This window comes from Pseudomonas sp. GZJR-8 (genome assembly GCF_002916705.1).
In the GTDB taxonomy this organism is placed as follows: Bacteria; Pseudomonadota; Gammaproteobacteria; order Pseudomonadales; family Pseudomonadaceae; genus Aquipseudomonas; species Aquipseudomonas synxantha_A.
The window spans coordinates 229,635-251,441 of record NZ_JXSI01000006.1 but is presented as its reverse complement, the minus strand read 5'-3'; the positions used below and the strand labels follow the sequence as shown (position 1 = coordinate 251,441).

General features: G+C 60.8%; 24 protein-coding genes and 1 tRNA gene. 12 read left to right on the top strand and 13 right to left on the bottom strand.

The features are described from left to right. Positions 1 to 52: 52 nt before the first annotated feature. On the top strand, positions 53 to 2,113 hold the full coding sequence (locus TK42_RS14530) for a DNA cytosine methyltransferase (protein ID WP_103734519.1): 2,061 nt from the start codon (positions 53 to 55) through the stop codon (positions 2,111 to 2,113). Positions 2,114 to 2,230: 117 nt separating this feature from the next. On the opposite strand, the gene TK42_RS14525 is transcribed toward TK42_RS14530, so the two are convergent. Beyond that, entirely contained in the window at positions 2,231 to 2,881 is a 651-nt protein-coding gene (locus tag TK42_RS14525) for a hypothetical protein (protein WP_146097878.1), read from the bottom strand. 87 nt (positions 2,882 to 2,968) lie between these two features. Between TK42_RS14525 and TK42_RS14520 the strand changes: the two genes are divergently transcribed. The 5 genes from TK42_RS14520 (at position 2,969) to TK42_RS14500 (ending at position 5,544) form a co-directional block, all read left to right on the top strand. After that, a complete protein-coding gene (locus TK42_RS14520) occupies positions 2,969 to 3,157 on the top strand; it encodes a hypothetical protein (protein WP_103734517.1) in 189 nt (62 codons plus the stop codon). A gap of 49 nt (positions 3,158 to 3,206) precedes the next feature. Further along, on the top strand, positions 3,207 to 3,677 hold the full coding sequence (locus tag TK42_RS14515; protein WP_103734516.1) for a class I SAM-dependent methyltransferase: 471 nt from the start codon (positions 3,207 to 3,209) through the stop codon (positions 3,675 to 3,677). Positions 3,678 to 4,026: 349 nt separating this feature from the next. Further along, entirely contained in the window at positions 4,027 to 4,248 is a 222-nt protein-coding gene (locus TK42_RS14510; protein WP_103734515.1) for a hypothetical protein, read from the top strand. Between the two features lie 2 nt (positions 4,249 to 4,250). Further along, entirely contained in the window at positions 4,251 to 4,493 is a 243-nt protein-coding gene (locus tag TK42_RS14505; RefSeq protein WP_103734514.1) for a DUF4224 domain-containing protein, read from the top strand. A 1-nt stretch (position 4,494) separates the two neighbouring features. Continuing rightward, the gene (locus tag TK42_RS14500; RefSeq protein ID WP_103734513.1) at positions 4,495 to 5,544 is read left to right on the top strand and encodes a tyrosine-type recombinase/integrase; all 1,050 of its coding nucleotides are present in this window, start codon (positions 4,495 to 4,497) and stop codon (positions 5,542 to 5,544) included. A gap of 116 nt (positions 5,545 to 5,660) precedes the next feature. Here the strand turns inward: TK42_RS14500 and TK42_RS14495 are convergent. Then, a tRNA-Ser gene (locus TK42_RS14495) sits at positions 5,661 to 5,751 on the bottom strand. Between the two features lie 152 nt (positions 5,752 to 5,903). Here TK42_RS14495 and TK42_RS14490 point away from each other — a divergent pair. Next, positions 5,904 to 6,575 (top strand): Bax inhibitor-1/YccA family protein, encoded by a 672-nt coding sequence (locus TK42_RS14490; protein ID WP_003192030.1) that lies wholly within the window; start codon positions 5,904 to 5,906, stop codon positions 6,573 to 6,575. Positions 6,576 to 6,644: 69 nt separating this feature from the next. Here the strand turns inward: TK42_RS14490 and murB are convergent, their stop codons facing one another. From murB to TK42_RS14450, 8 genes are all read right to left on the bottom strand, one after another. Beyond that, positions 6,645 to 7,664 carry a UDP-N-acetylmuramate dehydrogenase gene (murB, locus tag TK42_RS14485; protein WP_103734512.1) on the bottom strand — a complete coding sequence of 340 codons (1,020 nt, stop codon included), beginning with the start codon at positions 7,662 to 7,664 and terminating at the stop codon, positions 6,645 to 6,647. Then, entirely contained in the window at positions 7,661 to 8,125 is a 465-nt protein-coding gene (locus TK42_RS14480) for a low molecular weight protein-tyrosine-phosphatase (protein ID WP_078821648.1), read from the bottom strand. The genes murB and TK42_RS14480 overlap by 4 nt, the downstream gene beginning before the upstream one ends. Beyond that, positions 8,125 to 8,889, bottom strand: a complete 765-nt coding sequence (gene kdsB, locus TK42_RS14475; RefSeq protein WP_032880648.1) for a 3-deoxy-manno-octulosonate cytidylyltransferase — start codon at positions 8,887 to 8,889, stop codon at positions 8,125 to 8,127. Before kdsB ends, TK42_RS14480 begins: the two co-directional genes overlap by 1 nt. Next, on the bottom strand, positions 8,886 to 9,071 hold the full coding sequence (locus tag TK42_RS14470; RefSeq protein ID WP_003174668.1) for a Trm112 family protein: 186 nt from the start codon (positions 9,069 to 9,071) through the stop codon (positions 8,886 to 8,888). Before TK42_RS14470 ends, kdsB begins: the two co-directional genes overlap by 4 nt. A gap of 22 nt (positions 9,072 to 9,093) precedes the next feature. Next, the gene (lpxK, locus tag TK42_RS14465) at positions 9,094 to 10,104 is read right to left on the bottom strand and encodes a tetraacyldisaccharide 4'-kinase (protein ID WP_103734511.1); all 1,011 of its coding nucleotides are present in this window, start codon (positions 10,102 to 10,104) and stop codon (positions 9,094 to 9,096) included. Further along, complete coding sequence (locus tag TK42_RS14460) at positions 10,104 to 10,532, bottom strand: biopolymer transporter ExbD (protein WP_032880645.1); 429 nt, start codon at positions 10,530 to 10,532, stop codon at positions 10,104 to 10,106. The genes lpxK and TK42_RS14460 overlap by 1 nt, the downstream gene beginning before the upstream one ends. Continuing rightward, on the bottom strand, positions 10,529 to 11,164 hold the full coding sequence (locus TK42_RS14455) for a MotA/TolQ/ExbB proton channel family protein (RefSeq protein WP_005789055.1): 636 nt from the start codon (positions 11,162 to 11,164) through the stop codon (positions 10,529 to 10,531). The genes TK42_RS14460 and TK42_RS14455 overlap by 4 nt, the downstream gene beginning before the upstream one ends. Before the next feature lie 109 nt (positions 11,165 to 11,273). Next, positions 11,274 to 13,499, bottom strand: a complete 2,226-nt coding sequence (locus TK42_RS14450) for a DNA internalization-related competence protein ComEC/Rec2 (RefSeq protein WP_103734510.1) — start codon at positions 13,497 to 13,499, stop codon at positions 11,274 to 11,276. A 135-nt stretch (positions 13,500 to 13,634) separates the two neighbouring features. On the opposite strand from TK42_RS14450, the gene TK42_RS14445 reads away from it, so the two are divergent. Further along, on the top strand, positions 13,635 to 14,150 hold the full coding sequence (locus TK42_RS14445; protein WP_103734509.1) for a DUF2062 domain-containing protein: 516 nt from the start codon (positions 13,635 to 13,637) through the stop codon (positions 14,148 to 14,150). 3 nt (positions 14,151 to 14,153) lie between these two features. On the opposite strand, the gene TK42_RS14440 is transcribed toward TK42_RS14445, so the two are convergent. Continuing rightward, a complete protein-coding gene (locus TK42_RS14440; protein WP_078821650.1) occupies positions 14,154 to 15,512 on the bottom strand; it encodes a sensor histidine kinase in 1,359 nt (452 codons plus the stop codon). Further along, complete coding sequence (locus tag TK42_RS14435) at positions 15,499 to 16,227, bottom strand: response regulator transcription factor (protein WP_005789059.1); 729 nt, start codon at positions 16,225 to 16,227, stop codon at positions 15,499 to 15,501. The genes TK42_RS14440 and TK42_RS14435 overlap by 14 nt, the downstream gene beginning before the upstream one ends. 205 nt (positions 16,228 to 16,432) lie before the next feature. Between TK42_RS14435 and TK42_RS14430 the strand changes: the two genes are divergently transcribed. From TK42_RS14430 to TK42_RS14415, 4 genes are all read left to right on the top strand, one after another. Beyond that, positions 16,433 to 19,186, top strand: coding sequence for a response regulator (locus tag TK42_RS14430; RefSeq protein ID WP_032880641.1), 2,754 nt, complete (start codon positions 16,433 to 16,435; stop codon positions 19,184 to 19,186). A 97-nt stretch (positions 19,187 to 19,283) separates the two neighbouring features. After that, positions 19,284 to 20,273 (top strand): 2-hydroxyacid dehydrogenase, encoded by a 990-nt coding sequence (locus TK42_RS14425; RefSeq protein WP_032880640.1) that lies wholly within the window; start codon positions 19,284 to 19,286, stop codon positions 20,271 to 20,273. Between the two features lie 71 nt (positions 20,274 to 20,344). After that, positions 20,345 to 20,785, top strand: coding sequence for a hypothetical protein (locus TK42_RS14420; RefSeq protein ID WP_032880639.1), 441 nt, complete (start codon positions 20,345 to 20,347; stop codon positions 20,783 to 20,785). Beyond that, positions 20,782 to 21,186, top strand: a complete 405-nt coding sequence (locus TK42_RS14415; protein ID WP_032880638.1) for an META domain-containing protein — start codon at positions 20,782 to 20,784, stop codon at positions 21,184 to 21,186. The genes TK42_RS14420 and TK42_RS14415 overlap by 4 nt, the downstream gene beginning before the upstream one ends. Positions 21,187 to 21,327: 141 nt before the next feature. Here the strand turns inward: TK42_RS14415 and TK42_RS14410 are convergent, their stop codons facing one another. After that, positions 21,328 to 21,789, bottom strand: coding sequence for a TlpA disulfide reductase family protein (locus TK42_RS14410; protein WP_005789064.1), 462 nt, complete (start codon positions 21,787 to 21,789; stop codon positions 21,328 to 21,330). Positions 21,790 to 21,807: the final 18 nt, after the last annotated feature.

Below are 21,807 nucleotides of genomic sequence, written 5' to 3'. Positions count from 1 at the left end.
GTGCCTGCCCCCTTCCCCCTTCCACGAATCACGCCACTGGCGAGGATCACGCATGTCTGCACATCAGAAGAAACACCCATTCGATTTCAAAACGCAGTACGGCCTTGGTTTCGATCCGCAAGACGATGAGATCGTCGTGGACTTCTTCTGTGGTGGTGGCGGCGCCGGCACGGGCCTGGAAATGGGCCTGGGCCGCGCGGTGAACGTGGCGAAGAACCACAGCCCGCAAGCGATCAGCATGCACACCGTGAACCACCCAGGCGCCAAGCATTACACAACCGACGTGTTTGAGGGCGACCCGGACACCGAGTGCGACGGCAAGGCCGTCGGCTGGTTCCACATGTCGCCGGACTGCACGCACCACAGCCAAGCGGCCGGTGGCCAACCGCGCAAGCGTGAGATCCGCAACCTGTCGTGGATTGGCCTCAAGTGGGGAGGCAAGAAGCGGCCTCGGGTGATCAGCCTGGAGAACGTGAAGCAGATCCTGCAGTGGGGCCGGCTGATCGCCAAGAGGGACAAGGCCACGGGCCGCGTGGTCAAGCTGGACGGCACTATTGCCACACCTGGCGAAGTCGTGCCGGTGGGCCAGCAGTTTCTGATCCCAGACCCAAAGCAGCGCGGCCGCACCTGGCGCCGCTTCGTGGCCTTGCTGGAAGGCATGGGCTATGTCGTTGAGTGGAAGGTGATCAAGGCCTGCGACTTCGGCGCGCCGACCAGCCGGGAGCGTCTGTTTATGATTGCCCGGTGCGACGGCCAGCCGATTGTGTGGCCTGAGCCAACCCACGCCAAGAACCCGGCCAAGGGCCAGCAGAAGTGGAAGACGGCCGCTGATTGCATCGACTTCACTGACCTGGGCAAAAGCATTTTTGGCCGCAAGAAGGACCTGGCGCCCGCCACCCTGCGCCGTGTTGCCAAGGGCATGAAGAAGTTTGTCATCGGTAGCGCTGCGCCGTTCATTGTGCCGATTGCCAACTGGTCCGGCGAGGCAGTGCAGTCAGCGGACGAGCCGCTGCGCACAATCACCTCCTACCCAAAGGGCGGCGCCTTCTCGGTGGTCAGCCCAATCATCGCACCGGCTACGCACCAGGGCAGCGACCGGATCAATGACCCGCTCGACCCGCTGCCGACGGTGACCTGCGCGAATCGAGGCGAGCTGACACTGATCAGCCCGACGCTGATTCAATCGGGCTACGGCGAGCGCGCGGGGCAAGAGCCACGGGTGCCAGGCCTTGATCAACCACTCGGCACGGTTGTGGCCGGCGGCGTGAAGCACGCGCTGGCTTCGGCCTGCATCGTCCAGGCTGGGCACGGCGAGGGCTCCGGTGCAAATAAGCGCCGCTCCCACGGTGTAAACGACATCTGCGGGCCGGTGGGCACCGTCACTGCAAGCGGCGGCGGGCAGTCCGTCAGCACGGCGGTGATGATCCAGGCGAACGGCGGATTCAACACCACACACGCCAAGGGCATGCACGAACCCATGACCACGGTGACCAACACCGGCAGTCAGCAGCAACTGGCAGTGGCGAACCTGGTGCACTTGCGTGGCAACTGCGATGCGCGAGACGTAAACGACCCGCTGCACACCGTGAGCGCTGGCGGTCAGCACCACGGGTTGGTCAGCGCATTCATGGAGCGGGCATTCGGCGGCAGTGTTGGCCAGGGCCTGGAAGATCCAGCGCCCACCATCACAGCCGGCGGCGGTGGCAAGAGTTCGCTGGTATCGCTCACCCTGTCACCGGCACACGAAGCCGGGGCGCTGCGCGTTGCAGCGTTCCTGATCAGCTACTACGGCACTGAGAACATCAGCGCTTGCGATGCGCCGGCACCGACGATCACTACCAAGGACCGCCTTGCCATGGTCACGGTGATGGTCAGGGGAACGCCCTACGTGATCGTCGACATCTGCCTTCGGATGCTGAAGCCCGCCGAACTGTACAAAGCCCAAGGCTTCCCAGCCGACTACATCATAAGCCACGGCGCTGACGGCAAGACGTTCACCAAAACTCAGCAGGTCCACATGTGCGGCAACAGCGTCAGCCCGCCGCCGATGGCTGCGCTGGCACGAGCCAACGATCCATGGCTGCTGGTGAAAAGTCAAGCTTGCGCCGCCTAAAGCTTCAGTGAGTCCGCTGGCTACAGCTCGCCATATAATTTGGCAATATCAGAGGAAACAAACGAGTAAAAAATCGGCGCTTCGTTTTGATGTTTTTTCAATTCGAAACGATAGCTATTAGCTTGCTAATTTTTTAAGTAACAATCTGGATTCTGAATTAAGTTTTAAGAACTCAGAAACTACCTCTTCAGCCCCATAACCGCCGCACTTAGTAAGCTGAATTAGACTGATTCTGTCGAGATTCGGCTCGTAGGCGATATCCATCATTTTTTCTAAAAGATCGGATATTTTAAGTTCGACCTGTTTGGGGTTTGTGCTAAAAACAGATTGCTCTTCGGCAGAGAGTAGATTATTCATATTCTCCCAAGCTGACTGAATCACTCCAAAATGCTGCCACCATTGCTGAAGCGCGCTGTTGGGGAATGTCTCCTTCACGGGTGGCTTTCCCCGGATGTCTGCCTCAATGACTTGCCGGAAGACCTCCTTACAGTCAAAGAGAAATTGACGTATATCGCTATCATTACCAACAGTCGCTTGAAAAGTCTTAATAAGAGCAAACTTTTCTGAGTGCTTGAATTGAGGATACCAAGCACGCAACGCATATATTGCAGTAAGTGCAGCCCCCACCGTTGCTAAACTTGATAATGCATTCAAAAAATTAACGAATCCAACTTGACCATTCGAAGAGAAAACAAATCCAAATACAATCCCTGCAGAAAACAGCAATGCACAGTACAAAAGCATCAACAAACTGTTCGTTCGACTCATGACTGATCGCCACTTATATAAAGCCGATAGTCTACCTCCCCTCCCCCTTCAAAGTCAGCCGCTATAGCGGCAAGGACGAAGTCGCCCATGAAAAGAACAGTCGTGCTCACCGGCAAGGCAGTCGTGAACTTCCGAAAGGTCATTGAGAACGTCGATGACGATGAAGTGGAGGAGCTGCTGACAAGCAATGACCATCGGGAAATGCAGATCGACGACGATGACCTACTCGATATCGAATGGATTCACGACGATGTCGATATCAAGGTGACGCCATGATCGCCACCCTCTGGTTCGACTACGTCTTCATCTACAAGGGGCCAAGGCCATGAACGCCCAAGTCCTCGATCCCTGCAGCGCCAGCCGCATGATGTGGTTCGACAAGGGCGACCAGCGCGCCCTGTTCGGCGACATTCGCGATGAAGAGCATGTGCTATGTGATGGCCGGGTGTTGAAGGTCGAGCCGGACGTGATCATGGACTTCCGGCACCTGCCCTTCCCCGACGCCAGCTTCAACATGGTGGTGTTCGATCCTCCGCACCTGGTGCGCGCCGGCCGGGAAAGCTGGCTGCGGCTGAAGTACGGAATCCTGACCAACGACTGGCGCGACGATCTGCGCAAAGGCTTCGCTGAGTGCTTCCGGGTGCTGCGGCCTGGCCAGTTCTTGATCTTCAAATGGAACGAGACCCAGGTCCGGGTCAGCGAAATCTTGGCGCTTACCGGCGAAAAGCCGCTGTTTGGCCACAAGTCGGGGAAGCGCGAGAAAACGCACTGGATCACGTTCATGAAACACCCCTAACCCCAATCCCCTACATGCCTGCCGGTGAGCGGCGGGCGAGGTATCTCTATGTCCACCCAATCCTACCCATTCTATGCCTGGGCACTCACCAAGGATTTCGCACCACACCGAGTTGAACTGGTGAGTAGCGGATCACTCGGGCGGCACCAGACGGCAGGAGGCAAAAGCTATTCCAGCCCAGAGCGTCATGGATGTAAGAGGCGCGCGGTGATTTGGGCGAGAGCCAGCCTGGCGAGGCAGGAACTGGCGCTTGCCGAGCGAAGGCATTGCTTGAGCGCCGCAAACAGGAACTGGCGAAGCACGCAGACTTTTAACCACCTTCTGCCGCCCAGCGCGGCAAGGACACCCCATGTTCGCTATGAAACTCACCCTGATACTGCTGGGCGCTTTGCTGTACCTGGTAGGCAGCGGATGCTGGTTCTTCTGGATCGCCCCCCGCCTTCTGGCCGACGGCGAAACGGCCGACATCCTCTACGCCTTCGCCGGCACTTGCGCCTGGCTGCTGATCAGCTTCGGCCTGACCATCCACATCATTAAGACAGCGCGGCCCACTGTGGGCGGCGGGAGGTAGATATGCAGGCTGAAATACTGTCGGACGATGAGCTCGCCGACCTTACCGGTTACAAGCGTCGATGTGATCAGCGCAAATGGCTCAAGGATCGCAACTGGGTATACGTCGAGAGCCGCGGCGGCCGGCCACTGGTTGGTCGGATGTTCGCCCGCATGAAGCTGGGCATGGTCAACGCCACAATTGCTGATCCAAACCCGCCGCCGCCGCGACCGGCTTGGACGCCTGACTTCTCCAGAGTGAACTGATATGCGCCCTCGGAACACGGAAAACAGGGACTTGCCACCAGGAATGGTGCGCCGTAAGCGCCCAAGGAAGAATGGCAAGATCTGGATCGGCTACTACTACCGTGACTCAGCGGGAAAAGAGATTCCGCTTGGAACAGACCTGAGCAAAGCCCGGCTGAAGTGGGCCGAACTGGAGGCCAAAGAAAAACCTGCCGACCTCACAACGATGAAGGGCATCTTCGACCGGTACGTGCGCGACGTCATCCCAAAAAAGGGGGAGCGGACCCAGAAGGACAACATGGCCGAACTGAAACAGCTTCGTCCTACGTTTGATGAGGCGCCCATCGATTCAATTACACCGTTCAACATCGCCGGATACCGTGATGCCCGCTCAGCGAAGGTTCGTGCCAACCGCGAGATCGCGCTCCTGTCCCACGTTTTCAACATGGCCAGGGAGTGGGGTCTGACGGAGCGGGAGAACCCTTGCCAGGGCATCAGGAAGAACAAGGAAGCGCCGCGTGATTACTACGCCAACGCGGCTGTTTGGGATGCCGTCTACGCGGTTGCCGAACAAGAACTGAAGGAAGCCATGGACCTGGGCTATTTGACCGGACAGCGGCCTGCTGACGTGCTGATCATGCGCAGCGACGATACAGAGGGTGACTACTTCCTGGTAACGCAGGGCAAGACTGGCCAGAAGCTTCGAATCCTGATGCGTACGGAAGCCGGGGAAAACAGCTTAGGGAGATTGGTCAGGGAGATTGGCGAAAGGAATGTCGGTCATTCATCCAAGTACCTGTTGATCAACAGGCATGGAAAGCGAATGACGAAGGGGATGTTGCGCTTGCGCTGGGACAAGGCTCGGGAAAAAGCCCAGCAGAACGCCATCGAACAAGGCGACCCGCTGCTCGCGGCCAAGATTGGAGGGTTTCAGTTCCGCGACATCCGGCCGAAGGCCGCGTCGGAAATCATCGATATCGGGGATGCAAGCCTGCTGCTGGGACACAGCAAACAGGAGATCACAAAGCGGGTTTACAGGAGGATTGGCGCCACCGCGAAACCGTCCAAATAGGAAAAGTTTCGGAACTCCTACCCGAAAGTTTCGGAACTCCCGCCGAAAGCAGAAGAAACATTCTCAAACCCTAGAAACGCAAAAGCCCCGCAATCGCGGGGCTTTTGTGTAAATCTTGGCGGGAAACCAGGGATTCGAACCCTGGGAACGCTATTAACGTTCGCCGGTTTTCAAGACCGGTGCATTCAACCACTCTGCCAATTTCCCTTGTGCATCACAGGATTATAGTAGCTCATCCCGTGTCAGCGGGCGCCATAATACCCGAATGAAACACACTGTCAAACTCTCTGCATCGCTTGTTACAGAGCGTCTGTTATGATCTTTGCGACTGAACGTTTCAAAACTGAAGGAGTGTCGCCATGCGCGAACAGAATTACGCAGTGAATGGCAACGCGCAGGCTGAGCAGCTTGAAGTCAGCCGCGTGTTGCGCAATACGTACGGCTTGCTCGCCTTGACGCTCGCATTCAGCGGCGTGATGGCGTATGTGGCCCAACAGATGCGCGTTGGTTATCCGAATATCTTTGTCGTGCTGATCGGCTTCTATGGTCTGTTCTTCCTGACCAACAAGCTGCGCGATTCGGCCTGGGGCCTGGTGTCGGCGTTTGCCTTGACCGGTTTCATGGGCTTTATCCTCGGCCCGATCCTCAACCGTTACCTCGGCATGGCCGGCGGTGCGGAAGTGGTCAGTTCGGCGTTTGCCATGACGGCGCTGGTATTTGGTGGCCTGTCGGCCTACGTGCTTATCAGCCGTAAGGACATGAGCTTCCTGGGTGGCTTCATCACCGCAGGCTTCTTCGTGTTGCTGGCGGCGGTGGTGGCCAGCATGTTCTTCCAGATCAGCGGCCTGCAACTGGCGATCAGCGCAGGTTTTGTGCTGTTTTCCTCGGTGTGCATCCTGTTCCAGACCAGCGCCATCATCCACGGTGGTGAGCGTAACTACATCATGGCCACCATCAGCCTGTATGTATCGATCTACAACCTGTTTATCAGCCTGTTGCAGATCTTCGGCATCATGAGCCGCGACGACTGATCAACCAACGCAATAAAAAATGCCCCGTATCACAAGATACGGGGCATTTTCATTTCCAGGCCTGAAAGATCAGTACTGGTTGGGTTCCATCTCCAGCTCAACCTTGAAACGCTTGAAGATATCCTGCTGGATACGTAACGCCAGGTTGGCAATCTCGCGCCCTGTGGCTGCGCCGTAGTTGACCAGCACCAGCGCCTGCATCTTGTGTACCCCCGCATCGCCGTCTCGAAAGCCCTTCCACCCTGCCTTGTCGATCAGCCAGCCGGCGGCGAGTTTCATTTGCCCGTCGGCCTGAGGGTATGCGACCAAGTCCGGGTATTGGCTTTGCAGTTCGGCAGCGAGGGCCTGGGACACCAGTGGGTTCTTGAAGAAGCTGCCGGCATTGCCCAACTCTGCCGGGTCCGGCAGTTTCTCGCGGCGAATGCTGCAAATCGCCCGGCTCACATCGCTTGGTGTAGCGTGGGTGATGCCCTGCGCGGTCAGGCGCTGTTGCACCGGGCCGTAGTCGAGTTTCAGGTGAGTGGTGCGGCTGAGGGCAAAGCGTACCCGCAGGATCAACCACCGCCCGACTTCATGCTTGAACAGGCTGTCACGGTAAGCAAAGTTGCATTCGTCCAGGCTGAAATCCCGCAGTTCGCCTGTCTGGCGATCCAGGGCGGTGAGGCCGGCGAAGACATCCTTGATCTCCACGCCATAGGCCCCGATGTTCTGCATGGGTGCGGCGCCGACGGTGCCGGGGATCAGGCTGAGGTTTTCCAGGCCGCAGAAGCCGTGTTCAAGGGTCCACAAAACGAACGGGTGCCAGGCTTCGCCCGCTTCTGCTTCGACCAGCACGTGCACGCCATCGTCGTGCAGCACGCGAATGCCTTCTGTTGCCATGCGCAACACCAACGCCGGGACATCCTGGGTCAATAGCAAATTGCTGCCGCCACCGATCACCAGCAACGGCACCGCGTGTGCAGCAGCATAGGCAATGGCCTCGCGAACCTCGGCATCGCTGTGGGCCTCGGCGAATAATTGAGCGCGCACATCAATGCCGAAGCTGTTGAATGGCTTGAGCGATACCTGCGCAAGCACTTGCAAGGTCATAACCGCCCCTTCAATTCGATCACCAATAAATCACAGGCGCGCTCGATCAGGTCCAGGACCCGTTCGAAACCTTGTTCACCTTCGTAGTAAGGGTCTGGCACTTCGTCCACTTCGCCGTCAAAGCGGCGCAGGAACAAGTCAAGTTCCGCCTTGCCCTGACCCGGCTGCATGGCCTTGAGGTTGCGCAGGTTGCTGTGGTCCATGGCCAGGATCAGGTCATAGCGCGCAAAGTCGGCGCGGCTAACCTGCTGGGCACGCTGGGATGACAGGTCGTAACCACGCCCCAGTGCCGCACGCTGGCTGCGCTGGTCCGGCGGGTTGCCGATATGCCATTCACCGGTGCCGGCAGACGCCACCTCGATCTGGCCGGCCAAGCCCGCCTCGCGCAATTTATGGCGCAGGACGCCTTCAGCGGTTGGCGAGCGGCAGATATTGCCCAGGCATACAAACAGAACTTCCATCAGGCGCCCAGCAGGCGACGGACGCGTTCGAGATCTTCCTGAGTGTCGACACCCGCCGGCGGCGCTTCCAACGCATCGCCCACATGGATGCGCACGCCGTGCCACAGGGCACGCAGTTGTTCGAGGGATTCGGTGTTTTCCAGCCAGCACGGGCCCCAGCTGACAAAATCATGCAGGAAACCCGCGCGGTAGGCGTAGATGCCGATATGGCGGCGATACGGCACGCCTTCCGGCAACACGTCGCGACTCCTGGCAAAGGCATCCCGCGCCCACGGCAAGGTAGAGCGACTGAAGGTCAGTGCCAGGCCGTTGATGTCGCTGACCACTTTCACCACGTTCGGGTTGAACAGCGTCTCGATGTCTTCGATCGGTTCGGCCAGGGTCGCCATACGCGCCTCGCCATGGGCCGCGAGGTTGGCGGCGACCTGGTCGATGACACCCGGCGGTATCAATGGCTCGTCACCTTGCACGTTGACCACGATGGCGTCGGGCGCCAGGCCAAGCTTGGTCGCCACCTCGGCCAGACGATCAGTGCCGGAGTTATGGTCTTCGCGGGTCAGGACGGCTTCGGCACCGAACCCTTTGCACGCCTCGATGATACGCGGGTCATCGGTGGCCACCACTACCCGCTCGGCGCTGCTCTTGCACGCTTGTTCCCACACCAGCTGGATCATCGGCTTGGTGCCGATCATTTGCAGCGGTTTGCCCGGCAGGCGCGTCGAGGCATAGCGCGAGGGAATGACGACGGTAAAGGCGGTGGTCATTTATCCAGGCGCTCATCGGTGGTCAGGGTACGGGCTTCGCTTTCAAGCATCACCGGGATGCCATCACGTATCGGGTAAGCCAGGCCGGCACCTTTGCTGATCAGCTCGGTTTTGTCGGCGCTGAGCTTGAGCGGGCCTTTGCAGATCGGGCAAGCGAGGATGTCGAGCAGTTTGGTGTCCATGAGTGATTCCTGGAAAGAAGCGTTAAGGCAATAGACGGTTGGGCAGCAGACGCATCAGCTGCGTGTCGAACCAGGCGACAAACGCCGGCGACGGCACCGCATCCACCGCAAGGTACCACCAGTCGGGCTGGGCAAAGGCGCGGCACTTCACCGCGTCCTTTTCGGTCATGACCAGCGGCAATGACGGGGTAAAATTCAAGACCTCAGCGCTGTACGGCGCGTGGTCGGCAAAAGCATGGGGCAGCGGCTGCCAGTGTAGCGTTTCAAGGGTATTGAAGAAACGTTGCGGATTGCCGATACCGGCGACCGCATGCACCTGTTGGCCCGGCGCAAAGTGCGTGACGGGCTGGCGCTCGCCGCTGTGCAGGTTGACCAGCGCGGTGGGCTGCAGCCGGAAGGCAAAACCATCCTTACGGTCCGAACCGGCACCGTTATAGAGCAACGCATCCACACTTTGCAGGCGCTCCACCGGCTCGCGCAACGGCCCGGCCGGCAGGCAGCGACGATTGCCGAGGCCACGGGCAGCGTCGATCAGCACCAGTTCGAGATCGCGGGCCAGGCGGTAATGCTGCAGGCCGTCGTCGGAAAGGATCAAGTCCAGGGGTTCACTGGCCAAGAGGGCCTTTACCGCGCGGCTGCGGTCGGGGTCGATCATCAGCGCTACGCCGCTGCGCTGCACGATCAGCAAGGGCTCGTCGCCGGCCACCTCGGCACTGTGGCTGGCCTCGACCCGCCACGGCAACTGCGGCGGCTTGGCACCGTAGCCACGGCTGACCACGCCCACGCGCAAACCGCTACGACGGCAATGCTCGATCAACCACAGGATCAGCGGCGTCTTGCCGGTGCCTCCCACGGTGATATTGCCGACCACCACCACCGGCACCGGCGATTGATAAATCTCGCCGTCGCCTGCCACGAAGCGCGCACGCTTGCGTTGCACCACGCGGCGATACAGTGACTCCAGCGGCCGCAACAGCACCAGTGCCGGATGGCCCTCGTACCAGGCCTTGAGCAAACGATCGGACATGGCCATCAGGGCGGGCTCGCCGCCTCGACGGTGGTCATGCGCAAATGGCTGAAGCCGAGCTTGCCGGCCGCGTCCATGGCGGTGATCACCGCTTGGTGCTGGGTCTTGCCATCAGCACTGATCGACAGCGGTAGCTGGGTGTCGCCACCGGACTCTTTCTGCAAGGCCTCCATCAGGCTGGCGAGGTCGTTTTTCTGCAGCAATTGGTTATTCACTGAAAATACGCCGTCTGCGCTGATGGCGATATCCAGTTGCTTGACCTGCTGGTCTTCGGCAGGTGAACCGCTCACCGCCTCCGGCAAGTCGACACGCAGCTGGGTTTCCCGGGTGAAGGTGGTGGTCACGACAAAGAACAGCAGCAGGATGAACACCACGTCGATCAATGACGCGAGGTTGATATCGACATTTTCCCGTTGCTTGCGGCGAAATTTCACGCTTTGCCCTCGACCAGATCTACGTCACGATCGCCCTGCACCACTTCCACCAGCTTGATGGCCTCCTGTTCCATGCCAACCACCAGTTCGTCGATGCGACGCTGCAGGAAGCGGTGGAAGAACACCGAAGGAATCCCCACCATCAGGCCGGCGGCGGTGGTGATCAATGCCTTGGAAATCCCCCCGGCCAATACTGCCGCGTTGGTGGTCATGCCCGAGCCCATGAACGAGCTGAAGATATCGATCATGCCCAGTACCGTGCCGAGCAAACCGAGCAGCGGTGCCATGGCGGCAATGGTGCCGAGGGCATTGATGTAGCGCTCCAGTTCATGGATAACCCGGGCAGCCGCTTCTTCGATGCACTCTTTCATGATCTCGCGACCATGCTTGGAGTTGGCCAGGCCGGCGGCGAGGATTTCACCCAGCGGCGAATTGGCGCGCAGCTCCTTGAGTTTTTGCTTGTCGAGCTGTTTGTTCTTGATCCAGCCCCAGACCTGCCCCAGCAGGTGTTCAGGGGTCACGCGACTGGCGCGCAGGGTCCACAGGCGTTCGGCGACGATGCCGAGTGCGGCGATGGAGCTCAGAATGATCGGCAACATCATCCAGCCGCCGGATTTGACCAATTCCCACACAGTGAATGTCCCCTCGAAAAAGTGCGCCACTTTACCATATAGGTTCGGCAGCGGGGTTCGTCGGCAACAGGCCCGCCTGTCGCGCCCCTGAGTCTTTGGTAGCCCTGGGTTACGGTAACGGTTCGCGCCAGAAACGACGTTGACTGCGCGCAACCGTCGGTGGCGTGAATGCCCCCAGGCGCAGCCGTACAGCGCCTTGCTCGGCACTGTCATATACCCGGCTACCCAGCGCCTGATAGCGCTCCAGCACCTGCGGATGCGGATGGCCGAACGCGTTGCCGCGCCCCCGGGAAATCAGCACCGCGGTTGGCGCCAGCCGCTGCAGGAAAGGCCAGGACGAAGAACTGCGGCTGCCATGGTGCGGGGCTTGCAGCCAGTCGGTCGGAACCGCCAGCGGCGAGGCCAGAAATGCTTGCTCGGCGGCGCGATCGATATCACCGGTGAGCAGCAAGCGTTCACCGTTGGCCTGGACCTGCAATACACAGGATTTCGGATTGCCCTCGATAGCACCAGGCCATTGCCACAGTTCGAATGCCACGCCGTCCCACTCCCAATGTTCACCGCTCCTGCAGGGTTGCGTAGCAAGAAACGCTGGCAGCCCTTCGGTTTCACCGCCTACTACACGCTTTATGGGCAGGCCACGGCCCACCGCCGTCGCACCTCCGGCATGATCGGCATCGGCATGACTGAGCAGCATCATGTCCAACCGCCCTACCCCGAGCTTCTGCAACGACGGCAAGACCACGCGCGCGCCCAGATCGACAGGCCCCGAGCGCGGCCCGGCATCGTAGAGCAAGGTGTGATGGCGGGTACGCAGGATCAGTGCCTGGCCCTGGCCGACATCCAGTTGCAACACCTCCACCTGGCCATGGGGCACCCCATCCCTGGGTGGAAACACTGCCACCAACAGCATGGGCCAACCCAGCACTCGGAATGGCAGCCCCTTGGGCAACAACACAATCACTGCGCCCGCCAGGCTCACCAGCCAATACCTCAAAGGTACCTCAGCCGGTACCCAGGCCGGCAGTTGTGCAGCGAGCAGCGCCAGGCCCTTGAACAATCCGTCCAGTGCGCCACCGGCCAGCCACAACACGCCCTCGCCGACCAACGGCACCCACAGCAGCGCCGTACCCAGCAGCGCCAAGGGCAGTACCACCAGGCTGATCCAGGGCACGGCGAACAGATTGGCCACTGGGGCGCTGAGGCTGATGGGCAACCCCAACACCAGCAGGACCGGAAACAAGCCAATTGCGATCAACCACTGTGGACGGGTCCAGATTTGCCAGACGCTCCACGGTCCCAGGCGCCCGCTGAATGCCAACACCAACACCGCGACCGCCGCAAACGACAACCAGAACCCCGGCTGTAGACTGGCCAAGGGCTCGATGAGCAACACGCCATTCAACGCCAGCAACAACGGCCACCACACCCCCAAATGGCGAAAACGCAAACGCCACAGCAGCACCAGGCCCACCATCACACAAGCCCGCTGCACCGGCACGCCGAACCCTGCCAGCAGGCCATAGCCCAACGCCCCGGCAAACGCCAAGCCGCACGCCCATGGCAGCCATGGCCAGCCTCGCGGCCAGCAGCCATAGCGCGCCAACATAGAGATCAAGCCGTAGATCAACCCCGCCAACAAACCAATGTGCTGTCCGGAAATCACCAGCAGATGCACCGTGCCGGTGTTCTGCAACACCTGCCAATCCTCAGGTGCAAGCCCGGAACCGTCGCCCAGCACCAACGCCGCCAGGCCCGCCTCGCGGCCGTGCGCTTCCACGGCCATCAGGCGCTGGCGAACGGCATCGCGCCAGGCATTGCGCGCCGGCGCCAGGCGCTCACCATCCTTCACCGTCGCGCTGGCGCCGATACGCTGGGCCAGCAGCCAGGCTTCGTGGTCAAAGCCATGAAAATTGAGCAGGCCGGCGGGCCGCTTGAGCGTCAGTGCCAGACGCCAGTACTCGCCGCTGTTTACGGTCGGCCCGCCGTGCCAGGACACCCGGATACGTTTGGGCAGCCGTGCATTGCGCGCCCGACTGTAGGCCAACTCGAATCGCACGCCCGTGCCGGTCTGCTGCGGCAAGCCGATGACACGCCCTTGCACCCAGCGCGTCTGCCCGTCCAGCGCCGGTTGCAATCGATCATCCAGCGCCCACTGTGCGCTGATGCAGGCCCAACTCAGGCCGACCAGAAAAAACGCCACGGGATAGGTGCGAAAAGGCAGCAGCATCAAGGCCAGTATCAGCATGGCCAGCAACCCGGCGCCAGACGGCAATGCGGGTAACCAGCGCAACACCAGCAACCCCAGCGCCAGCGCGAACATCCCTGTTTTCATGAATCATCCTTTTCCAGTGATCCATTCAGTCTTAGCCGGCTGACCGATAGCGCCTATGATGTTTTGTCACAAAGTCTGAATTTTCTGTTTATAGAATCCGGGCATACTTGCCCTTCAAATTGACCTGGACCCCTTATGCCCCGGCGCTTATTCAAACGGTACATGCCCGATCCCAGCAGCATCAGGGAACACAAGTCATTACAGTTTCTTGGCACCCTGCTGCATGATCCGAACCTCTGGCACCTGAACCGGCATTCGGTGGCTCGCGCCATGGCGGTGGGTTTATTTGCGGCGTTTATACCGATTCCGTTGCAGATGCTGCTTGCGGCGATCCTGGCGATCACCGTGCGCGGCAATATGCCGATAGCGGTCAGCCTGGTGTGGCTGACCAATCCGGTCACCATGCCGGTGGTATTCGTCTGTACCTACCTGACCGGCGCCTGGCTGATGAATGTGCCGCCACGCAGCCTGCCCGACAACCTGACATGGGAATGGATCAGCGGCCAGTTGAGCACACTCTGGCAACCGTTTCTGCTGGGTTCGGTGGTACTGGGGCTGGTGCTGGGGGCGCTGGCTTATTGCTTGACCATGGCCTACTGGCGCTGGTGGGTCGCGCACCAGTGGAAGAAACGCAAGCTGCGTCGCCGTTGACGGTTAACGGGCCGGCAAGCGTATATGTACGCGCAAACCCGGCCCGCAGTTCTGCGCCCATAAGCGCCCGCCCTGACGCTGCACGGCGTTGCGGGCAATGCTCAAGCCCAGGCCGAACCCGCCATCGCCGGGCCGCGAGCCGTCCAACCGGGTAAAGGGCGCGAAGATAGTTTCCAAATCCTGCTCATCAATACCGCCGCCCTGGTCCTGCAGCCAGATATGCCAATAGTCTCCTTCGCGGCAGCCGTCGAGTAGCACGGTGCCCTCGGCTGGCGAGTGGCGTATGGCGTTGCGCAGGATATTCTCCAGAGCCTGGGCCAGTGCATTCAGGTTGCCGCGCACCCAACTGTCCGGCGGTAATAAGCACGGCAAGCGCGACGCCGGCCAGTGGCTTTCGAAACAGGCGTTTTCCCGCAACATGTCCCACAGCGCCTGGAGCTGAATGTCTTCCTGGGGCAGCGGCGCTGTTTCACTGTCGAGCCAGGCCAGTTGCAGGCTGTCTTCCACCAGGCGCTGCATGGCGTCGATTTCCCGGCCCAGGCGCTCACGCAGCCTGGCCGGGTCTTGCTCGCTGTCGCAGGCCACCCGCAGGCGACTCAAAGGCGTGCGCAATTCGTGGGACATGTCGCGCAGCAACTGCTGTTGCAAGCGCACCGTGCCCTGCAAGCGCTCAGACATATGGTCAAAGGCGCGCCCCAATTCCCCCAGTTCGTCCTGGCGACTGGTCGCATCCCGGGACATCCGCGTATTCAATTGATCCGCACGCCAGGCATTGGCCTGCTCGCGCAATTGATTGAGGGGCATGATCAGCAGCCGATAGAGGCCGATGCACAGCAACAAGGTAAACAGCCCCGGGATGACGCCATTGGTCACCACCCGCCAGAACAGTTGATAACGCCCCGGCATAAAGCGCTGCGGCAACTCGATCACCAGCGACCCCATCCCAGGATCAACCGGAAACGGTACCTTCATCCACGGCAAACCGATGACATGTCGGCTGACCGGCCAATCCAACCCGCGTAAGAAGGTCAGGCGCTGGCTTTCCTTGTCGCTAAGCGGCGTGCTGCCCAGGGATTGCAAATCGTTGCCGATCACACCCACCCAGGTGGTTTCACGCTTGGCCATCAGTTGCAACCAGGCATCCACGCCGGCGCGGCCTTGTGTACTCCACGCCAGTTCGGCACCTGCGGCGTAACCGCTGAGGATCTCCCGCGACTTGTCGGACAGGTAAGCACTCTGCTGCTCCATGTAGCGGCCCCACGACCAACTAAGCCAGATCATCAGCAAACAGAAGGCGATCAACAGGCAGGCCAGCTTCCAGAACAACGAGTGTTTGCCAGGCAGCCGCTCAAAGCCCTTCATCATGACCGCTCAGCACATAGCCTTTGCCCCACACTGTACGCACTTCACGCTCGGCGTAGCCGATGGCCTTGAGTTTGCGGCGAATCTGACTGACGTGCATGTCGAGGCTGCGGTCATGGGGTGCATAACCGCGCTGCAGCACGTGTTGATACAGGAAGGCTTTGCTGAGCACTTCTTCAACATTGCGCTGCAGGGTTTCCAGCAGCCGGTATTCGCTGCGCGTCAACCCGGCCCAGTGTTGCTGGCAGGCCACATCACAGCGCTCATCGTCAAACTGCAACACCCGGGCATCCTCACGCATCACCGGGCGCGGCGGCTCGGGTCGGCGATCCAGGGCCACGCGGCGCAGGATGGCTTCAATGCGCACACGCAGCTCTACCATGCTGAACGGTTTGGGCAGGTAGTCGTCCGCCCCCAGGCGAAAACCGCTGATGCGATCGGCTTCAGCGCCCAGGGCCGACATCAGGATCACCGGCATGGCATGGCTCTTGCGCAAATGGGTGAGGATCGACAAGCCGTCGAGCCCCGGCAGCAGGATGTCCATCAACACCAGGTCGAACGCCTGCTCGCAAGCCATTTGCAGGCCCTGTTGGCCGTTGCGGCACCACGTCACCTGAAAACCACTGCGGCCAAGTTGCTCATGCACGTAGGCACCCAGCACAGGGTCATCTTCGATGGTCAGGATTGTGGGTAGGCCAACTGCTGCGGGAGTCATTAGCGTCTGCAAGTCATTCTCAATCACTGATTATTCAAGATTAAACGTTCACAGGCAATCGCCACCCGGCGCCGAATGGCCCGAAGATTGCCGCATGTCATTAATTTGCAAGATTCCAGGCCGTGCAAATGGCTACACTGCGCAGGTGGCGCGGGCCGGATGCCTGTGTGGATAATGGATAACAACGTGGTAGCAGGAGAGTGGCGTGCTTAGAAGAATGGGGATAAAAGGCCGCGTACTGTTGCTGACCTTATTACCGACCAGCCTGATGGCTCTGTTGTTGGGAGGCTATTTCACCTGGATGCAACTTTCGGAGTTGCAGAGCCAGTTGCTGCAGCGCGGCGAAATGATTGCCGAGCAATTGGCGCCATTGGTAGCGCCGGCCCTGGGCCACAAGAACGCCGAGCTGCTGGAGCGCATCGCCACCCAGTCCCTGGAGCAACCGGACGTGCGCGCAGTGTCGTTCCTGGCGCCAGACCGTTCGTCCCTGGCCCACGCCGGCCCGACCATGCTCAACCCACCACCCACCGGCAACAGTTCGCGCCTGTTGCAGCGCACCGGCAACGATGCCACCCGCTATCTGCTGCCGGTATTCGGCCGTCATCGCAACCTCGCCGGCGACGTGATCCCGGATGAGGCAGACCGCCTGCTGGGCTGGGTCGAAGTGGAGCTGTCCCACAATGGCATGTTGCTGCGCGGCTACCGCAGCCTGTTCGCCAGCCTGTTGTTGATCGCCATCGGCCTGATGTTCACCGCAGCGCTCGCCCTGCGGATCAGCCGCACCATCAATTCGCCGATTGGCCAGATCAAGCAAGCCGTGGCCCAGCTCAAGGACGGCAACCTGGAAACACGCCTGCCGCCCCTGGGCAGCCAGGAACTGGACCAGCTCGCATCGGGCATCAACCGCATGGCCGAAACCCTGCAAAACGCCCAGGAAGAACTGCAACACAGCATCGACCAGGCCACCGAGGACGTACGCCAGAACCTGGAGACCATCGAGATCCAGAACATCGAGCTGGACCTGGCGCGCAAGGAGGCCCTGGAGGCCAGTCGCATCAAGTCCGAGTTCCTGGCCAATATGAGCCATGAGATCCGCACGCCGCTCAACGGCATCCTCGGTTTTACTCATCTGCTGCAAAAAAGCGAGCTGTCGCCGCGCCAGCTGGATTACCTGGGCACTATTGAAAAATCCGCCGATAACCTGCTGGGCATCATCAACGAAATCCTCGATTTCTCGAAGATCGAGGCCGGCAAGCTGGTGCTCGACAGCGTGCCCTTCAACCTGCGGGACTTGCTGCAAGACACCCTGACCATCCTCGCCCCCGCCGCCCATGCCAAGCAGCTTGAACTGGTGAGCCTGGTGTACCGCGATACGCCGCTGGCGTTGGTGGGCGACCCGCTGCGGCTCAAGCAGATCCTGACCAACCTGATCAGCAACGCGATCAAGTTCACCCGCGAAGGCACCATCGTCGCCCGGGCGATGGTCGAGGACGAACAGGAGGACAGCGTGCAATTGCGCATCAGCGTGCAAGACACCGGCATAGGCCTGTCCAACCAGGATGTGCGCGCGCTGTTCCAGGCGTTCAGCCAGGCCGACAACTCGCTGTCGCGCCAACCTGGCGGCACCGGCCTGGGCCTGGTGATTTCCAAGCGTTTGATCGAGCAAATGGGCGGTGAAATCGGCGTCGACAGCACGCCGGGTGAAGGCTCGGAATTCTGGATCAGCCTGAATCTGCCCAAGACCCGCGACGACGTCGAAGACCTGCCCGCCCCGCCACTGCTGGGTCGCCGCGTGGCCGTACTGGAAAACCACGAGCTGGCGCGCCAGGCCCTGCAACACCAACTGGAAGACTGCGGCCTGGAAGTCACACCCTTCAATACCCTGGAAAGCCTGACCAACGGCATCACCAGTGCGCACCAGACCGAGCAGGCCATCAGCCTGGCGGTGCTCGGCGTGACGGCCAATGACATTCCGCCCGAGCGTCTCAACCAGCACTTGTGGGACCTTGAACACCTGGGTTGCAAAGTGCTGGTGCTGTGCCCGACCACCGAACAGATGCTGTTCAACCAATCGGTACCCAACCCCAACAGCCAATTGCAGGCCAAGCCGGCCTGTACACGCAAGCTGCGCCGCTCCCTGGCCGACCTGATCAGCCCCCGCCCTTCACGCAGCGAGCCGGGTGAGCCGCTGTCCAGCCGTGCGCCGCGTGTGCTGTGCGTGGACGACAACCCGGCGAACCTGTTGCTGGTACAAACCCTGCTGGAAGACATGGGCGCCAAGGTGCAGGCGGTGGAGAGCGGTTACGCGGCCATTGATGCGGTGAAGCAGGAAACCTTCGATCTGGTATTGATGGATGTACAAATGCCCGGCATGGACGGCCGCCAAAGCACTGAGGCGATCCGCCAGTGGGAAAGCGAGCGCCACGGCACGCCGCTGCCGGTGGTGGCCCTCACGGCACACGCCATGGCCAATGAAAAACGCGCCCTGCTGCAAAGCGGCATGGACGACTACCTGACCAAGCCCATCAGCGAGCGGCAACTGGCCCAGGTGGTGTTGAAGTGGACCGGCCTGGCCCTGCGTAACCAGGGCCCGGAACGCGTCAACGACGGCCCGGCTCAAGGTGTGCAACTGCTGGTGCTCGACCACGAGGAGGGCCTGCGCCTGGCCGCCAACAAGGCCGACCTCGCCGCCGACATGCTCGCCATGCTGCTGGCCTCCCTGGAAGCCGACCGCCTGGCGATTACCGTCGCCCGCGAAGCCAATGACAATCACGCCCTGATCGAACGCGTGCACCGTTTGCACGGCGCCACGCGCTACTGTGGCGTGCCGCAACTGCGCGCGGCGTGCCAACGCGCTGAAACCCTGCTCAAGCAGGACGATGCCAAGGCCATGGCCGCGCTGGATGAACTGGACATGGCGATTGCGCGGCTGGCCAGTGAAGCCAGAGTCAGCGCCTGACGCAACTTTATGGACAACACCAATCAAAATGTGGGAGCAAGCCCCCTCCCACATTTAGTCAGCATTTCCATCGTGTAAATTGCAGGGAGCCTTCTTGATGCGCGTCATTCTTTTCAGCAGCCAGACCTACGACCGTGACAGTTTTCTCGGTGAACCGCTCCCCTCGGCCCTGGAGCTGCAATTCCAACCCGCCCGCCTCAACCTCGACACCGTAGCCCTGGCCGAACACCATGAGGTGGTCTGCGCCTTTATCAATGACGACCTCAGCGCCCCGGTGCTGGAGCAACTGGCCAAGGGCGGTACACGCCTGATTGCCCTGCGTTCGGCCGGCTACAACCATGTTGACTTGGTCGCCGCCAAACGCCTGGGCCTGAGCATCGTGCGCGTGCCCGCCTATTCGCCCCACGCCGTGGCCGAACACGCCGTGGCGCTGATCCTGGCTCTCAACCGCCGCCTGCACCGTGCCTATAACCGTACCCGTGATGGCGACTTCAGCCTGCATGGGCTCACCGGTTTCGATCTGGTCGGCAAAACCGTCGGCGTGGTTGGCACCGGGCAGATCGGCGCGACCTTCGCCAAGATCATGGCCGGCTTCGGCTGCCAATTACTGGCTTATGACCCCTTCCCCAACCCACACGTCCAGGCCCTGGGCGCTCGCTACGTCAGCCTGCCCGACTTGCTGGCCGAGGCGCAGATCATCAGCCTGCACTGCCCGTTGACTGCCGACAGCAAACACCTGATCAACGCCCGTTCCCTGGCGCACATGCAGCCCGGTGCAATGCTGATCAACACCGGCCGCGGTGGCTTGGTCGATACGCCCGCGCTGATCGAAGCCCTCAAGGAGGGCCAATTGGGCTACCTGGGGCTGGACGTTTATGAAGAAGAAGCCCAGCTGTTTTTCGAGGACCGCTCGGACCTGCCCCTGCAAGACGACGTACTCGCGCGTCTGCTGACCTTCCCCAACGTGATCATCACTGCGCACCAGGCATTTCTCACTCGTGAAGCCCTGGCGGCGATCGCCGGTACGACGCTGGCCAACATTGTGGCGTGGGCCGATGGTCGGCCACAGAACCTGGTCGAGGGTTGATCAGCGGTCACATACCAGGCTCATGATGGGCCGGCACCCGTGATAGGATGCCGCGCCTATTTGGAGGATCCATGGCCGAACACGATTTCCGCTTCAGCTTGCTGAGCCCGCAACACACCCTGATCGAATGCCGCGCCCTTGTGCCGGGCCGTTACCAGGTCACCGGCAACGGTGGTTCGATCAAGCACGGTGACGTGCTGATCGTCACCCTGCGCGGCAGTAAAACCCTGTCGATGCGCCTGACCGTCGAAGGTGACGCACGCTACTCCATACGCCCGGCGGGCCAATGGGTCGCCATGGCCCAGGGGCCGAAGTTCGGCGAACTGGAAATTCACACCTGGAAGGTCAACTGCGACAGCTGCGACGCCGTGCTGGAGTTTGAATTCGCGGTGGAAACCAAGCTGACCAAAGAGCCGCTGCAACCGGCCGCCAACGCGCGCATCAAAGAACTCGGCTGGGCCAGCGAAGGCGACAAGCACCGCTGCCCGAAATGCCAGCAGGCCGCACAATGAAGGGCCCGCTGCTGCTCGCCGCAATCGGCGCGGCTCTGACGGGTTGTGCTGCCGACGGCCCGAAGCTCGAACGCGACCACAGCTACGTGGTGGAGTGGATCGGTGAGCGCCCGCTGATGGACTACGCGCACCTGACCGTCACCCTTGGCGCTGATGGCCGCGCCTACGGCAACGGCGGCTGCAATCACTGGTTTGCACCGTATACCGTCGAGGGTGACAAGCTCAGCTTCGGACCTATCGGCAGCACCCGCAAAATGTGCGCCGAGGCGTTGATGGAGCAGGAGCACCGCTTCTTCCAGGCCTTGCAAGGCGTGCAGCGCTGGGACATCTCGCCGATCGAACAGACGCGGTTCTGGCCGGCCGAGGGCAAGCCGATTCGTTTGTGGCTTGAAGAGGGCTGATATCCCCAGTCTTTGGATTGATGGGATCTCAATGTGGGAGGGGGCTTGCTCCCGATAGCAGTGTGTCAGTCAATACATCAATTGACTGTTACACCGCTATCGGGAGCAAGCCCCCTCCCACACTTTCTCTGAGGTGTTGCTTTAACCGCGCAGGGCCTTGAGCTTGGCCAGCACCCCTTCTGCGGTCTGCTCACCCATCAACTGCTCACGCACCTTGCCCTTGTCGTCGATGATGTAGGTCACCGGCAACGCCTCACTGCGTGGAATCTCGAAGATCCCGTCCGGGTTCTGGGCCAGGACCGTGAACTTGATCCCCAGCTTGTCGCTGGCGGCCTTCAGTTCCTCACCCTGCACGTTGTCGAAGTTAACCCCGAATACCTCCACACCCTGCCCTTTCAGTTGCTCGGCCAAGGCATTGAGCTCGGGGATTTCCGTGCGGCACGGGCCACACCATTCGGCCCAGTAATTGACCACCAGCCACTGTTTGTCCAGGCGTTCGGCCGCCACTTTCTGGCCATATTGGTCAACGCCGTAATCGTTACCGCAGCCGCTGAGCAGCAGGGTTGTGATGATCGCCAATGCACCGATCAGTCGCCTTGTCATGGGGTATTCCTTCGCAAA

Excerpts from the sequence above, each read along its gene's own strand:
- kdsB (WP_032880648.1), bottom strand. The coding sequence starts at position 8,889 with ATGACCACCGCCTTTACCGTCGTCATTCCCTCGCGCTATGCCTCGACG.
- TK42_RS14440 (WP_078821650.1), bottom strand. The coding sequence starts at position 15,512 with ATGAAGGGCTTTGAGCGGCTGCCTGGCAAACACTCGTTGTTCTGGAAG.
- TK42_RS14435 (WP_005789059.1), bottom strand. The coding sequence starts at position 16,227 with ATGACTCCCGCAGCAGTTGGCCTACCCACAATCCTGACCATCGAAGAT.
- TK42_RS14490 (WP_003192030.1), top strand. The coding sequence starts at position 5,904 with ATGCGCGAACAGAATTACGCAGTGAATGGCAACGCGCAGGCTGAGCAG.
- TK42_RS14470 (WP_003174668.1), bottom strand. The coding sequence starts at position 9,071 with ATGGACACCAAACTGCTCGACATCCTCGCTTGCCCGATCTGCAAAGGC.
- TK42_RS14525 (WP_146097878.1), bottom strand. The coding sequence starts at position 2,881 with ATGAGTCGAACGAACAGTTTGTTGATGCTTTTGTACTGTGCATTGCTG.
- TK42_RS14415 (WP_032880638.1), top strand. The coding sequence starts at position 20,782 with ATGAAGGGCCCGCTGCTGCTCGCCGCAATCGGCGCGGCTCTGACGGGT.
- TK42_RS14505 (WP_103734514.1), top strand. The coding sequence starts at position 4,251 with ATGCAGGCTGAAATACTGTCGGACGATGAGCTCGCCGACCTTACCGGT.
- TK42_RS14425 (WP_032880640.1), top strand. The coding sequence starts at position 19,284 with ATGCGCGTCATTCTTTTCAGCAGCCAGACCTACGACCGTGACAGTTTT.
- TK42_RS14515 (WP_103734516.1), top strand. The coding sequence starts at position 3,207 with ATGAACGCCCAAGTCCTCGATCCCTGCAGCGCCAGCCGCATGATGTGG.
- TK42_RS14480 (WP_078821648.1), bottom strand. The coding sequence starts at position 8,125 with ATGGAAGTTCTGTTTGTATGCCTGGGCAATATCTGCCGCTCGCCAACC.
- lpxK (WP_103734511.1), bottom strand. The coding sequence starts at position 10,104 with ATGGCCATGTCCGATCGTTTGCTCAAGGCCTGGTACGAGGGCCATCCG.
- TK42_RS14530 (WP_103734519.1), top strand. The coding sequence starts at position 53 with ATGTCTGCACATCAGAAGAAACACCCATTCGATTTCAAAACGCAGTAC.
- TK42_RS14410 (WP_005789064.1), bottom strand. The coding sequence starts at position 21,789 with ATGACAAGGCGACTGATCGGTGCATTGGCGATCATCACAACCCTGCTG.
- TK42_RS14520 (WP_103734517.1), top strand. The coding sequence starts at position 2,969 with ATGAAAAGAACAGTCGTGCTCACCGGCAAGGCAGTCGTGAACTTCCGA.
- TK42_RS14420 (WP_032880639.1), top strand. The coding sequence starts at position 20,345 with ATGGCCGAACACGATTTCCGCTTCAGCTTGCTGAGCCCGCAACACACC.
- murB (WP_103734512.1), bottom strand. The coding sequence starts at position 7,664 with ATGACCTTGCAAGTGCTTGCGCAGGTATCGCTCAAGCCATTCAACAGC.
- TK42_RS14450 (WP_103734510.1), bottom strand. The coding sequence starts at position 13,499 with ATGAAAACAGGGATGTTCGCGCTGGCGCTGGGGTTGCTGGTGTTGCGC.
- TK42_RS14445 (WP_103734509.1), top strand. The coding sequence starts at position 13,635 with ATGCCCCGGCGCTTATTCAAACGGTACATGCCCGATCCCAGCAGCATC.
- TK42_RS14510 (WP_103734515.1), top strand. The coding sequence starts at position 4,027 with ATGTTCGCTATGAAACTCACCCTGATACTGCTGGGCGCTTTGCTGTAC.
- TK42_RS14500 (WP_103734513.1), top strand. The coding sequence starts at position 4,495 with ATGCGCCCTCGGAACACGGAAAACAGGGACTTGCCACCAGGAATGGTG.